Raw genomic sequence first — 12,919 nt, 5'->3', positions numbered from 1 at the left:
TTCTCTTCCAGGCCCGCAAGCGGGACTACGTCAATTCGGGGGCGCAAATTTTAAGCGATTTGCTCAGAAGTTGCATGACTCTTTAGTCTGGCCATTTCCGTTCAGCATGGCGTTCAGGCAGGGCCAGACATAGTCGAGCATGCCAGCCTGCACTAACTGGGTCGGGTGGATACCATCCGACTGCAATGCCCCCTCCTGCAGCGCCACGGTTTCCAGAAAAAACGGCACAAAAGGGACCTGTTGCTTCTCAGCGACCTTCACGAAAGCATTTTCAAAAGCCTCGTTGTAGGCAGGGCCATAATTGGGGGGCAGGCGCATACCCAGTAACAGCACCTGCGCATTTGCGGCCTTGCCCCTGGCCACAATGTTGTCGAGGTTCTCCTGCATCAGCTTGGGCGGGTAACCGCGCAAACCGTCATTGCCCCCCAACTCGACAACCAGCCAGCGTGGTTCGTGCGTCTTCAGGAGCAGCGGCAGACGCGCCAGTCCCGCGCGCGTAGTGTCTCCACTCACGCTGGCGTTCACCACCTCGATATCGGCGCCGACTTCGCGAATACGGTTTTGCAGCAACTGCACCCAGCCTTTTTCCGGGTCAATGCCATAACCCGCACTGATACTGTCCCCCAGTACGAGCAATTTTTGTACACTCTCCTGATCCGATGCCCAGCCCTGAGCGCTGAATATGCCAAGCGGCGCGCCGAACACACAAAAAGCTACGATGAAAACCCTGAGGCGCTTGCGCCAAGCCATGCCATAATCTCCTTTCGACCGGGCTGTCCGGCAATCCGGTGCCAGCACCGGCAATAAGAATTTCGTTAAAAGCGACGTGAGCGTATCGACCTGAATATGTCAGAGATCATCAAAGCCCAAAACCTCTGCCACGCAGTTTCTACAGCCGAGGGACCGCTCAACATACTGAGTGATATTAACCTCAGCCTGTCCTCAGGAGAAACCCTGGCCATCACCGGGCCTTCCGGCTCAGGCAAATCCACATTACTCGGCCTGCTCGCTGGTTTGGACAGGCCAACATCCGGAAAGTTGTGGCTGGCCGGAGAAGAAATCACCAGCATGGACGAGGAAGATCGCGCCCGCGTGCGCGCCAACCACGTCGGCTTCGTATTCCAGACCTTCCAGTTGTTGCCAGGCCTGACTGCACTGGAAAATGTCATGCTGCCCGCGGAACTTGCGGGACTTGCAGACGCAAAAGACAGAGCCACCAAATTCCTGGAGAAGGTAGGCCTGGACAAGCGCCTGCACCACTACCCGCGCCAGCTTTCGGGGGGGGAACAGCAGCGTGTGGCCATCGCCCGCGCATTCGCCAGCGAACCGGCTGTGCTGTTTGCCGACGAGCCCACCGGCAGCCTTGATGCCAAAAACGGCGAACGCATTGCAGACCTGCTGTTTAACCTCAATAACGAGACCGGTACCACCCTGGTTCTGGTAACCCACGAGTCCGGGCTCGCGACTCGCTGCCAGCGGCAGCTACGCATCACTGCCGGCGAGGCTCAGGAAGTCGACGCGGGGGAACTCGCTGTGACGGGAGGCGTGCAGCAGTAATGGCAAACGCAGGAATGAACGCACCAGAGCTGGGCGACACTTCACCAGCTAAGTCCGGTGGTGGCACCGCACTGGCATTGCGCCTGTTGTGGCGCGACTGGCGTGGTGGAGAGCTCGCTCTCATCGCCGCCTCCCTGCTACTGGCTGTCACAATCGTTACAGCGATAGCACACTTCACTGATCGCCTGCAGCGCGCCCTGACCGCGCAATCTTACAGCTTCCTCGCCGCGGAGCGGGTTGTATCCGGCAATTCCCCGACGCCGCAAGAGTGGATTCAGCACGCGCAGGAAAACCAGGTCCGGCATGCGCGCACCGTCGGCTTCTCTTCCATGATCAGCACCGGAGATAACTTCCAGCTGGCGGCAGTAAAGGCCGTGGACAGCAGCTACCCACTGGTAGGCCACCTGGAAATGCGGGAATCCCCGGAAGCGACTCGCGTAAAGGTATCCAGCGGGCCGCAACCCGGCGAGGTCTGGCTGGAACCGCGCCTGCTACCGCTGATGGATATTGCTGTGGGCGATACGCTGCGCATTGGCGCACTGGACCTGAAAGTATCCGGGTTGATCGAGTTTGAACCGGACCGCAGCAACAGTGTGTTCAGCTTCGGCGCTCGTGCACTGATGCATGTCGACGACCTACCTGCAGCCGAAGTTATCCAGCCCGGCAGCCGCGTCGGTTATCGCTACCTGCTGGCCGGCGAGCCAGAGCAACTGAGCCAGTACATGCAATGGCTCAAGCCACAGCTCACCACACACCAGCGTGTCATCGACCTGCGCGACGGCCAACCCCGCGTGGCACGCGCCATGGACCGCGCAGAAAGCTTCCTTTACCTGGCAGGCAGCCTTGCGGTGTTACTGGCCTGTGTTGCCATATCCCTGTCCGGGCGTCGCTACAGCCTGCGCCACGTGCCTTACGTTGCCGTCCTGAAAAGCCTGGGTGCCGGCAGGCGCAAGACCCTGCAGCTGTACGTTACCCAGATGCTGGTGCTCGCCGGCATCGCCACCGCCCTGGGCCTCCTGCTGGGAAGCCTGGTGCAGGCCCAGGTCGTAGTCCTGCTGGCGGATATGTTCCCGCTGGATCCGCCGCCCACCCAGTGGCAACCGCTATTGGTTGGCCTCGGCACCGGTATTGTGTGTACCGCCGGTTTTGCCCTGCCTCCGCTGCTGCGCCTCGGCGGCACATCGCCCATGCAGACCCTGCAGCGCGACTGGGGCAACCCCCACCGCGGCGAATGGATGGCATTTGTGTTCGGGCCACTGTTTATGCTGTTGCTGGTGTGGTGGCTGAGCGGCAGCCTCGCAATCACCCTGGCCCTGTTCGCCGGTTTGCTGCTGCTTGCCGTACTGGCGGCACTGTTCAACTTTGGCGTACTGCGCCTGCTGTCCGGGCATATCGCCAAACTCGGCACCAGCTGGCGCCTCGCAAGTGGCAGTCTGCAACGCCGCGCCCCCTTCAATGCGCTGTTACTGGCCGCATTCGGCACCGGTCTGCTGGCAATGCTGGCCATGTATTTCGCGCGCACCGCGCTGATCGACGAATGGCGTATGCAGCTGCCGGAAAATGCCCCGAACCATTTTTTGGTGAATATTGCCGATTACCAGCTGGAAGAACTGGATACCCTGTTCGAACAATCGAATATAGAAACCGGCCAGATATACCCGATGGTACGCGGGCGCCTGACCCACGTGAACGATGTGCCGGTCAAGGAACGCCCCCAGCAGGACTCCGGTGCGATCCGCCGGGAGCTCAACCTGAGCTGGACCGATACGCTCGCCGATGACAACAAGATCGTCGCCGGCCAGTGGTGGGACAAGCTCCCCGCCAACGCACGGGGTGTCTCCGTAGAGAAAGAGCTGGCAGACAAGCTTGCCCTGAAGCTCGGCGACGAGTTGCGCTTCTCCATCGGCGGCATCGAGATGTCTGCACCTGTCATCAGCCACCGCACCCTGCAGTGGGACAGCATGCACCCCAATTTCTACATGCTGTTTTCGCCCGGTTCGCTGAGCGATTTCCCGGCCACCTACATCACCAGTTTCTATCTGCCACCGGAGCAGAAACTGCTGGTAAACGAATTGGTTACCGGTTTCCCGAGCATCACCATTATCGAACTGGATAAAGTGATTGCCCGGATCCAGGAAACCATCGACCAGGTGTCCTTCGCAATCGAGGCGGTCCTGATCCTGATGCTGATAGCAGGCGTGCTGGTGCTGCTTGCCGGCGTAAAGGCGAGTATCGCCGAGCGCCTGCAGGAGGCAGCATTGATCCGCGCCCTGGGCGGCAGCAGCAAAATCCTGATGCGCAGCCTGATTCTGGAATTCGCGCTGATAGGATTGTTAACGGGCCTGCTGGCAGCCGGCGGTGCAGAACTGACCCTGTTTGCGCTGGCAAAATGGACCTTCGAACTGGCACCGACATGGCACCCTGAACTGTGGCTGCTCGGCCCGCTGCTTGGCGCGATTCTGGTGGGCACTGCCGGCACACTCGCCTGCCGCAGCTCGGTATCGGAGCCGCCTTTGCGGGTACTGCGCGACCTTGCCTGATGCCGGGATAGATTACAGATACAGATAACTGCAGAGCTCAAAGCACAGGCAAGACCGCCTGCCAGAAACTGATGACCGTAGATTTAGATTTTGACCGCCAGCATATCTGGCATCCGTACAGCTCCGTACTCTCCGCCCCGCCGGTGTACCCCGTCGCCAGCGCGGAGGGCGTGCACCTGCAGCTCGAAGATGGCCGCAAGCTGGTGGACGGCATGTCCTCCTGGTGGTGCACCCTGCATGGGTACAATGTGCCGGAGCTGAACCGCGCGGCCGAGCAACAGCTTGGAAAAATGGCACATGTCATGTTCGGAGGCATCACCCACGAGCCGGCAGTGGAGCTCTGTCGCAAGCTGGTAGAGATTACTCCCGCTCCGTTGCAGAAAGTCTTTCTGGCGGACTCCGGCTCAGTATCCGTCGAAGTGGCGATCAAAATGGCGCTGCAGTACTGGCATTCTCAGGGCAAGCCTGAAAAGAGCAAAATGCTGGCGCTGCGCAACGGCTACCACGGCGATACGTTCGGCGCCATGAGCGTGTGCGACCCGATTACCGGGATGCATCATCTATTTGCGAATAACCTGCCGCAACACCTGTTCGTTGCAGCCCCGGAATGCCAGTTCGGTGAGACCTGTGAGGAACAGCATCTAGAGGAAATTACGCAGCTCCTGCGGAAACGCCACGGGGAAATTGCAGCGGTCATCCTTGAACCCATCGTACAGGGCGCCGGCGGTATGCGCTTTTACAGCGCCGAATACCTTGCCCGCGTGCGCAGCCTCTGCGATGAGTACGATGTGCTGTTGATCGCGGACGAGATTGCCACGGGCTTTGGCCGCACCGGCAAACTGTTTGCCTGCGAACACGCTGGGATCTCGCCAGATATTATGTGCCTTGGAAAGGCCCTGACCGGTGGCTATATGACACTCGCCGCCACGCTTTGTACAGAGCGGGTGGCAGACGGTATCTGCCGGGGTGAAGCCGGCGTATTCATGCACGGGCCAACGTTTATGGGTAACCCGCTGGCCTGCGCTGTTGCCAATGCCAGTATCGACCTGCTGATGCAAGGCCCGTGGCAGGAACGCGTTGCGGCGCTGGAGAGCCAGCTCAAACAGGAGCTTGCGCCGCTGGTTGACTCCCCCCGCGTCGCGAATGTGCGCGCACTTGGCGCCATTGGTGTGGTGGAGATGCACGAGCCGGTGGTAATGGCGAAAATCCAGCAACAGCTGGTGGATCGCGGTGTATGGCTGCGCCCGTTCGGCAAGCTGGTCTACACCATGCCGCCCTATGTGATGCAGCCGCAGGAGTTACGCAAGATCACCAGCGCGATGGCCGAGTTACTCGCCTGAACAAATCTGATTGGGGCGCTAATCTTTTTTTCGGGGTTTAATCGTCAGCGGCGCGCTGCCGTCCCCGAAACGGCCACCCAGGCCCTTGCCGGCCTGCCCCTTGCCCCCGGGGCGCTTGCCGGCCGCAGGCTTCTTGTGCGGCCTGCCTGCGCCGGGCTTTTTGCCCGCTGGCTTTTTCGCGCTTTTGTCCCAGGGGCTCGGCGCCTGCCTGCTTTCCGGCGGACGCTCGCCACGGTACTTGCCCTGCAGCCCCTTGATCACCCGCTGCTCCATGCCCATATCGAGGAACTTCTCCACGGCGCCCTTGCGGCGCCAGTCACTGCGCGCAATCAGGGATACCGCCAGACCCTCTTCGCCGGCGCGTCCCGTGCGGCCGATACGGTGCACATAGTCATCCGGGCTCTGCGCCATATCGTAGTTCACCACCAGGTCCACGCCCTTGATATCCAGACCACGCGCGGCCACATCAGTGGCAAGCAGGATCTTGGCGCGGCCGAGGCGGAAGCGATGCGTGACTTCGTTGCGCTCATCCTGGGTCAGGTCACCATGCAGGATGACGGAATCCAGGTTGTGGTGCCCCAGCACCTCGCCCAGTGCCTCCACCCGCGCACGGGTATTGCAGAAGATCACTACCTTGTCCGCCGGCTCATGCGCCAGCAGCCAGGTCAACAGGCGCGCCTTGTGGCTGTCGTCGTCCACAGTGCAATACTGTTGTGTAATGGCCTTGTGCGCCGTATGGGCCGAGTCTACCTCCAGCATTTGCGGTTGCTGCATAAGCTTGCCGGCAAGCTCCGTGATCGCGCCGCGCCTGAGCGTTGCAGAGAACAGCAGGGTCTGCCGCCCGGGGTTACAGGCCCCGGCCAGTTCCAGCACCTCATCACCGAGGCCCAGGTCCAGCATACGGTCGGCCTCATCCAGCACCAGGAACTCCAGATCGCCCATATCGGCACTGCCCTTCTGCACGTGCTCAAGGATGCGCCCCGGTGTCGCGATCACGATTTCCGGGTTCTTGCGCAGCATGGCCTTCTGGTACTTGAACACGGCGCCGCCGGTAATCGCACCCACTTCCACACGGCTGGACTGGGTGAGGAGGTCAAACTGCTTGTGCAACTGGCGCGCCAGCTCCCGTGTCGGCGCCAGGATCAGTGCCCGGGTACTGGTGTTGGGGGCTGGTTTCTCCAGCATGGCCTGCACAATGGGAACGGCAAACGCCAGCGTCTTGCCGCTGCCGGTTGCCGCGGCGACCATCAGGTCCCCGCCAGTGCGCACCTGCGGGATCGCCTGCTGCTGCACCGGTGTCATTTCTTCCAGTTGCTGTTGCTCCAGCGCCCGACTGACCGGTTTGGGCAGGTCCAGACCGGAAAAAGTGTGAATTTTGCTGTCAGAGGAATTATTCTCGCGCATAGAGTAACAACTTAACCGAATTTGGGCGGATTCTATCAGGGCATCGCGCAATTGTATGGCCGCAGGGCCACAAGTCCGAGCTTCTTTGCCCTGTTACGCGGCACGCCCGGGCCGCGTAACAGGATTGGAATCCAGCCAAACGTCAGCGTAAACGAGGAACACCGTGTCGAAGTCACTGCAGGATCAGCTTCTCAAGGCCGGCCTGGTCGACAAGAAAGCTGTCACCAAGGCCAAGAAAGAAAAGACCAAAGCCACCCGTGCCGCGCACAAGAGCAAATCTGTGGTCGAGGACGAGATCAAGGTCGCCGCGCGGGAGGCCAAAGAGCAGGCCGCAGCGCGCAACCGAGAAATGGCCGCCGAGCAGAACGCCAAGGCGGAGCGCAAGGCCATCAATGCGCAGATCAAGCAGTTGATCGAGGTCAACAAAGTCGCTCAACAGGGCGAAACCGCTTTCAACTTCGCCGATGGCACCAAGATCAAGAAGATCTACGTATCCGACACCGTGGCGAAGCACATCAGTGACGGTCGTCTGGCCATCGTCAAACAGGGCGACCGCTATGAGCTGGTGCCGCGCCCGGTCGCGGAAAAAATTGCCCTGCGAGACGAGTCCCGCATTATCAGTATTGCCAAGGAGCAGGCGACTGAAGAGGACGACCCCTACGCAGACTTCCAGATCCCGGACGACCTCATGTGGTAACCTCGAGGATCGTCCGAATTCAAAAATAACAAACCAGAAAAATTGTCTTGGGGACCTTCAAATGCATGCATTACGCAAGCTTCTGATCTGTGGTATCAGTGCCGCCTCCTGCCTGCCGGCCTTCGCTGAAACCCGGCCACAGATCGCGGAGCTATCCAAAGCCGTCGAGCCGAAAGTCATCGAGTGGCGCCGACATATCCACCAGAACCCGGAACTCAGTAACCGTGAATTCAAGACCGCGGAGATGATCGCTGGCCATCTTGAAAAGCTTGGCTTAGAAGTCCAGACAGGGGTCGCACACACCGGTGTCGTAGGCCTGCTGAAAGGCGGCAAACCAGGACCGGTGGTTGCCCTGCGCGCGGATATGGACGCGCTGCCGGTAAAAGAGCGCGTCGACCTGCCCTTCGCCTCAAGGGCCACGGCTGAATACAACGGCGCAATGGTGCCTGTGAGCCACGCCTGCGGCCACGACACCCACGTTGCCATCCTGATGGGGGCCGCAGAGGTGCTCAGCCAGATGAAAGACCAGCTGCGCGGCACTGTGAAGTTCATTTTCCAGCCTGCCGAAGAAGGCGCGCCGAAAGGCGAGGAAGGCGGTGCCGAGTTGATGGTGAAGCAAGGGGTTCTGCAGAAGCCCACCGTGGACGTTATCTTTGGCCTGCATATCTCGTCCGACACCCCGGTTGGCCAGGTCGAATACCGCTCTGGCGGGATCATGGCGGCAGTCGATAACTTCCGCATCGAGGTCAAGGGGAAACAGACCCACGGCTCCACACCGTGGACCGGTGTCGACCCGATCGTGACGTCTGCGCAGATCATCAATTCCCTGCAGACCATCGTGAGCCGCAATATGCCCCTGACCCAGAATGCCGCCGTCGTTACCGTGGGCAGCATTCATGGCGGCGTACGCTCCAATATCATCCCGGAATCGGTGGAAATGCTGGGCACCATCCGCACCCTCGACAAGGGTATGCGCGAGACGGTGCATGAGCGTGTGCGCAAGATCGCCACGTCCGTTGCCGAAGCAAACAATGCAACGGTTGAAGTCAACCTGCCCCACACCACGCGTTATCCCGTTACCTACAACGAGCCGCAACTGACGGCTCAGATGCTGCCCACTCTGGAGCGGGTAGCCGGCCAGGACAATGTTCTGCAGATCGATGCGATTACCGGTGCGGAGGACTTCTCCTTCTTCCAGGAAAAGGTGCCGGGCCTGTACTTCTTCCTCGGTGGACTGACCCCGGGCAAAGACCGCGCTGATGCGCCACCGCACCACACACCGGATTTCTATATCGACGAGAGCGGGCTGGAGCTGGGGGTCAGGTTGATGGCAGAGCTGACGCTGGATTACATGGAAGGTAACTAACAAAAAAGGGCCCGCAGGGCCCTTTTTCGCTTATCTAATCAAGCCGAACGTTTTCAGCTGATTTTGTAGATACCCACGGCTTCGCGCAGCTTCTCCAGGAACGGCCGGGAAATCGCACGCGCCTTCTCGGCACCCTTCTGCAGCTCTTCCTCGATCGTTGCCGGCGAGGCCAGCAGCGTCTCATAGCGCTCGCGTGCTTCGGCTACCTGGCCGTTTACCAGTTCAAACAGTTGCTTCTTGGCCTCGCCCCAGGCGATACCGTCGAGGAATGCCTGGCGCATTTCGGCAGTCTGCTCCGGCGTGGCGAACGCCTGCCAGACCTGGAACACGGTGGAGGTATCCGGGTCTTTCGGTTCACCCGGCTCCAGCAAGTTGGTCTTGATCTTGTTGATGTGTTTCTTGAGCTTTTTCTCCGGCAGGAACAGCGGAATGGTATTGCCGTAGCTCTTGCTCATCTTGCGGCCGTCAAGGCCCTGCAGCACCGCGACATTGTCATCCACCACCGCTTCCGGCAGCTCGAAGTGCTCGCCGTAGTGGTGGTTGAAGCGCTGTGCCACGTCGCGGGCCATTTCCACGTGCTGGATCTGGTCCTTGCCCACCGGCACGCGGTTGGCATTGAACATCAGGATGTCCGCCGCCATCAGTACCGGATAGCTGTAAAGGCCCATGGTGACGCCGTAGTCGGGATCTTCACCGGCCTCGCGATTGGCATCCACTGCGGCCTTGTAAGCGTGGGCACGGTTCATCAGGCCCTTGGCCGTCATGCAGGTCAGCAGCCAGGTCAGTTCGGGAATTTCCGGAATATCGGACTGGCGGTAGAAAACCGATTTATCGGTATCCAGCCCAAGGGCCAGCCAGGTCGCAGCAATTTCGCGCGTGGACTGGTGCACCAGCGCCGGGTCCTGGCACTTGATCAGCGCGTGGAAGTCGGCGAGGAAGTAGAAAGACTCGTTATCGCTATCCTTGCTGGCCTCGATCGCCGGGCGAATTGCGCCGACGTAGTTGCCCAGGTGCGGCGTGCCCGTGGTGGTAATTCCGGTAAGAACCCGCTGTTTGCTCATGTTGCTTCGTTTAACTGCCTGACAAAATGGGCCGCTATGATAACCGCTTCAGCCGTTTTGGGGTATGGCGCCGGGCCTAAACCGACTGCAGCACCTGCCGGTAACAGTGCCCCAGCTTTTGCCAGGAAAGGTCACTGACATCCGGTGGCTCGGGCAAGCTATCGTTGTGCCAGCGACTCACCAGCTGCTGCAGGCGCCCCGCAAGGGCCCTGCCCTCTTCCTGCACACCTTTACGTCCCGGTGTTGGAACGAAGCCCCAGTCTGCCAGGTAAGCCTTACCGAACCACTCCGGATAGGCGAGATCCGCTGGGGCCAGCGGCAGGCAGCCCCGTGCCGCGGCCTCGAGCAGCGCCAGCCCCTGAAAATCGTGTCGGGCAGTGGAGAGCACCGCATCGCACCGGTCGAGCAGCGCGTGGTAAGCCTCTCTGGACGGCATAAATCCCCACTCCCCCGCGACTACGGGGCAGCCTGGAACCCGCAGCAACGCTTCAATTTCCGCAAACGCCTGTGGCTGCCTGCGGAATTGCTCCCCCACAAGGTGCAGCCGAAAACGGGTGCCCCGTGCAACGCAGCCCCTGAGGGCCTCCAGCAGGACATCCGGGCCTTTATCGAACTCCCAGCGATGGTTCCACACCACTTCCGGCATCCGGCCTCGCGCGGCCTTTACAGACCGTTCAAAATGCGTGTCCTCAAGCGGAACCGGCAGGATGCTGGAGTTCGCTGCAATTGTCTCATTGAGTCCTGGCGGCACCGCATCCGGCAATTTGCCGAGTAGCGCCTGCGCACCATGCAGCAGGGTGTCGCGGTTGTAGCGGGAATTGAACAGCACCAGATCGGCGGCCAGTGCGTTGTAGATATTGAGGAGTTTCGGCTCCACGGATCCGTACTCGCGCCCGCTCTCCGGATACGCAAACTGGTTTTCGTGGAAATAGACCGCCGCGGGAACACGCGCAAGCGCCGGTACCAGTCCGCGCAAGCCGCTCAGGTCCACCATGGAAGTAGCCAGCAGCAGGTCCCATGGCTGCTCCAACAAGGCGCGCTCCGGCCCGAATGCCCAGGACAGGCTGTTGCCGCGCACGCGCCAGCTGAAATAGCGCGGCGGCAATGCAAGGCAGGTAAATTCCCAGTCACTCAGGTGCGCTACCAGCGCCTCGCGCCAGCGCTTGTGGCTGGCGGCGTCATAGGCCGAAAGCAGCAGCACCTTCATCTGCGGTGGTCAGTCGAAGCGGCGTACATTCTCAAGCCGCGCCAGCAGGCTGGAAGTATCCCAGCGCCCACCGCCAATGGCCTGTACCTCACTGTAGAACTGGTCCACCAGTGCGGTCATCGGCAGTAACGCGCCATTGCGTTGGGCCTCCTGCAATACGATGGCCAGATCCTTGCGCATCCAGTCCACGGCAAAACCGTGTTCGTATTCGCCTGCCAGCATGGTCTGGTAGCGGTTCTCCATCTGCCAGCTTTGCGCTGCTCCCTTGGAAATGACACCAACTACCTGCTCGGCATCCAGTCCGGAGGCCTTGGCAAAGTGCAGCGCCTCGGCGAGCCCCTGGACCACGCCGGCAATACAGATCTGGTTGACCATCTTGCACAACTGGCCGGCGCCCACCGGGCCAAGCAAGGTGACCGCACGGGCGAAGTGGGCGATGTAGGGCTCTGCCCGATCGAAGACGGCCTGCTCCCCGCCGACCATCACGGTCAGCACACCATTTTCCGCACCGGCCTGTCCGCCGGAAACCGGAGCGTCCAGAAAGCCAATACCGCGCTCCGCGGCCGCTATTGCCAGCTGCCGTGCAACATCTGCCGATGCGGTGGTGTGGTCGACGAATACCGCACCCTCTGCCATGCCGGCAAAGGCACCCTGCGCCCCAAGTGTGACTTCGCGCAGATCGTCGTCATTGCCGACACAGGCAAATACAAACTCGGCGCCACTGGCGGCTTCTGCGGGAGTCGCCCAGGCGCTGCCGCCGTACTCACGTGTCCACTTTTCCGCGCGTGCCGCGGTGCGGTTGTAAACGCGTACATCCAGCCCCGCCTTCGCCAGGTAGCCCGCCATCGGGAATCCCATCACCCCGAGACCGATAAATGCGACTGTCACAGACATAAGTTCTCCAGTTGAGGTATCGCCGCCCGTTTGTCTTACCAGAGGATCAGGACGAACAGAGCCGCGCCCAGCACCAGCCGGTAAATGACGAATGGCAGCATCCCGATGCGATTGATAAAGCTCAGGAAGAAATGAATACAAAGGTAGGCACTGATGCCAGACAGTACGGTGCCGAGCAGGATCTCTTTCCAGGGAACCGCGGGCAACTCGAGTAATTCCAGACCCAGCAGCAGCGCACCCAGCGTAATAATCGGGATCGACATCAGGAACGAGAATCGCGCAGCGGCATCACGCTGCATGCCCAGCAGCAGGCCCGCGGTCATGGTAATACCGGAGCGGGAAGTGCCCGGAATCAACGCCAGCGCCTGGAACACGCCGATCAACAACGCCATCTTCCATGTCGCTTTCTCAATCGGCAGTATCCTTGCGCCCTTGACGTCCGCCCACCACAGCAACAGTCCGAATACCACCGTGGTCACAGCGATCACCAGTGCACTGCGGGTGTTTTCCTCGATGAAATCCTTCAAGAACAGGCCCACCAGGCCGGCGGGAATCGTCGCCAATACAATCTGCCAGGCGAGCCTGCCATCATCCGTTACTTTGCCGCCGAAGGCCGCCCCCAGGCCATCGCGAACCAGGTTGACGATATCCTGACGAAAGTAGCTCACAACCGCGATCAGGGAGCCAAAATGTACCGCCACGTCGAAAGCCAGCCCCTGGTCCGGCCAGCCGAGCACCTCCTTTGGCAGAATCAGGTGGGCCGAGCTGGAAATCGGCAGGAACTCGGTGATCCCCTGGATCAGTGCGAGCACGACGATTTGTATGGTTTCCATATTGTTTTACTTCTTGGGAA

The 12,919-nt window shown here is 60.6% G+C and carries 11 protein-coding genes; 5 read left to right on the top strand and 6 right to left on the bottom strand.

Going from position 1 to position 12,919, the window contains the following annotated elements; genetic code table 11:
• Positions 1 to 63: 63 nt before the first annotated feature.
• Positions 64 to 750 carry an arylesterase gene (locus QSJ80_RS09700; RefSeq protein ID WP_285764239.1) on the bottom strand — a complete coding sequence of 229 codons (687 nt, stop codon included), beginning with the start codon at positions 748 to 750 and terminating at the stop codon, positions 64 to 66.
• Positions 751 to 846: 96 nt separating this feature from the next.
• Between QSJ80_RS09700 and QSJ80_RS09695 the strand changes: the two genes are divergently transcribed.
• The 3 genes from QSJ80_RS09695 (at position 847) to bioA (ending at position 5,437) form a co-directional block, all read left to right on the top strand.
• Entirely contained in the window at positions 847 to 1,557 is a 711-nt protein-coding gene (locus tag QSJ80_RS09695; protein ID WP_285764238.1) for an ABC transporter ATP-binding protein, read from the top strand.
• Positions 1,557 to 4,097, top strand: a complete 2,541-nt coding sequence (locus tag QSJ80_RS09690) for an ABC transporter permease (RefSeq protein ID WP_285764237.1) — start codon at positions 1,557 to 1,559, stop codon at positions 4,095 to 4,097. Before QSJ80_RS09695 ends, QSJ80_RS09690 begins: the two co-directional genes overlap by 1 nt.
• Positions 4,098 to 4,168: 71 nt before the next feature.
• Positions 4,169 to 5,437 carry an adenosylmethionine--8-amino-7-oxononanoate transaminase gene (gene bioA, locus QSJ80_RS09685; protein ID WP_285764236.1) on the top strand — a complete coding sequence of 423 codons (1,269 nt, stop codon included), beginning with the start codon at positions 4,169 to 4,171 and terminating at the stop codon, positions 5,435 to 5,437.
• An 18-nt stretch (positions 5,438 to 5,455) separates the two neighbouring features.
• On the opposite strand, the gene QSJ80_RS09680 is transcribed toward bioA, so the two are convergent.
• Positions 5,456 to 6,841, bottom strand: a complete 1,386-nt coding sequence (locus tag QSJ80_RS09680) for a DEAD/DEAH box helicase (RefSeq protein WP_285764235.1) — start codon at positions 6,839 to 6,841, stop codon at positions 5,456 to 5,458.
• A 163-nt stretch (positions 6,842 to 7,004) separates the two neighbouring features.
• On the opposite strand from QSJ80_RS09680, the gene QSJ80_RS09675 reads away from it, so the two are divergent.
• Positions 7,005 to 7,538, top strand: coding sequence for a DUF2058 domain-containing protein (locus QSJ80_RS09675; RefSeq protein WP_285764234.1), 534 nt, complete (start codon positions 7,005 to 7,007; stop codon positions 7,536 to 7,538).
• Positions 7,539 to 7,599: 61 nt separating this feature from the next.
• Positions 7,600 to 8,904 carry an amidohydrolase gene (locus QSJ80_RS09670; protein ID WP_285764233.1) on the top strand — a complete coding sequence of 435 codons (1,305 nt, stop codon included), beginning with the start codon at positions 7,600 to 7,602 and terminating at the stop codon, positions 8,902 to 8,904.
• Positions 8,905 to 8,957: 53 nt separating this feature from the next.
• Here the strand turns inward: QSJ80_RS09670 and QSJ80_RS09665 are convergent, their stop codons facing one another.
• From QSJ80_RS09665 to QSJ80_RS09650, 4 genes are all read right to left on the bottom strand, one after another.
• Positions 8,958 to 9,965 carry a tryptophan--tRNA ligase gene (locus tag QSJ80_RS09665; RefSeq protein ID WP_285764232.1) on the bottom strand — a complete coding sequence of 336 codons (1,008 nt, stop codon included), beginning with the start codon at positions 9,963 to 9,965 and terminating at the stop codon, positions 8,958 to 8,960.
• A gap of 76 nt (positions 9,966 to 10,041) precedes the next feature.
• Complete coding sequence (locus QSJ80_RS09660) at positions 10,042 to 11,166, bottom strand: tRNA-queuosine alpha-mannosyltransferase domain-containing protein (RefSeq protein WP_285764231.1); 1,125 nt, start codon at positions 11,164 to 11,166, stop codon at positions 10,042 to 10,044.
• Between the two features lie 15 nt (positions 11,167 to 11,181).
• Entirely contained in the window at positions 11,182 to 12,108 is a 927-nt protein-coding gene (locus tag QSJ80_RS09655; protein WP_352176342.1) for an NAD(P)-dependent oxidoreductase, read from the bottom strand.
• Entirely contained in the window at positions 12,102 to 12,899 is a 798-nt protein-coding gene (locus tag QSJ80_RS09650; protein ID WP_285764229.1) for an undecaprenyl-diphosphate phosphatase, read from the bottom strand. Before QSJ80_RS09650 ends, QSJ80_RS09655 begins: the two co-directional genes overlap by 7 nt.
• Positions 12,900 to 12,919: the final 20 nt, after the last annotated feature.

It is taken from the genome of Biformimicrobium ophioploci (assembly GCF_030270605.1).
Taxonomy (GTDB): Bacteria; Pseudomonadota; Gammaproteobacteria; order Pseudomonadales; family Cellvibrionaceae; genus Biformimicrobium; species Biformimicrobium ophioploci.
Note: the sequence above shows the minus strand (reverse complement) of the source record. Positions and strands in the feature narration are given on the sequence as shown.

What these genes read in the sequence shown, in the direction of transcription:
- QSJ80_RS09700 (WP_285764239.1), bottom strand. Translation starts at nt 750, where the DNA reads ATGGCTTGGCGCAAGCGCCTCAGGGTTTTCATCGTAGCTTTTTGTGTG.
- QSJ80_RS09695 (WP_285764238.1), top strand. Translation starts at nt 847, where the DNA reads ATGTCAGAGATCATCAAAGCCCAAAACCTCTGCCACGCAGTTTCTACA.
- QSJ80_RS09690 (WP_285764237.1), top strand. Translation starts at nt 1,557, where the DNA reads ATGGCAAACGCAGGAATGAACGCACCAGAGCTGGGCGACACTTCACCA.
- bioA (WP_285764236.1), top strand. Translation starts at nt 4,169, where the DNA reads ATGACCGTAGATTTAGATTTTGACCGCCAGCATATCTGGCATCCGTAC.
- QSJ80_RS09680 (WP_285764235.1), bottom strand. Translation starts at nt 6,841, where the DNA reads ATGCGCGAGAATAATTCCTCTGACAGCAAAATTCACACTTTTTCCGGT.
- QSJ80_RS09670 (WP_285764233.1), top strand. Translation starts at nt 7,600, where the DNA reads ATGCATGCATTACGCAAGCTTCTGATCTGTGGTATCAGTGCCGCCTCC.
- QSJ80_RS09665 (WP_285764232.1), bottom strand. Translation starts at nt 9,965, where the DNA reads ATGAGCAAACAGCGGGTTCTTACCGGAATTACCACCACGGGCACGCCG.
- QSJ80_RS09650 (WP_285764229.1), bottom strand. Translation starts at nt 12,899, where the DNA reads ATGGAAACCATACAAATCGTCGTGCTCGCACTGATCCAGGGGATCACC.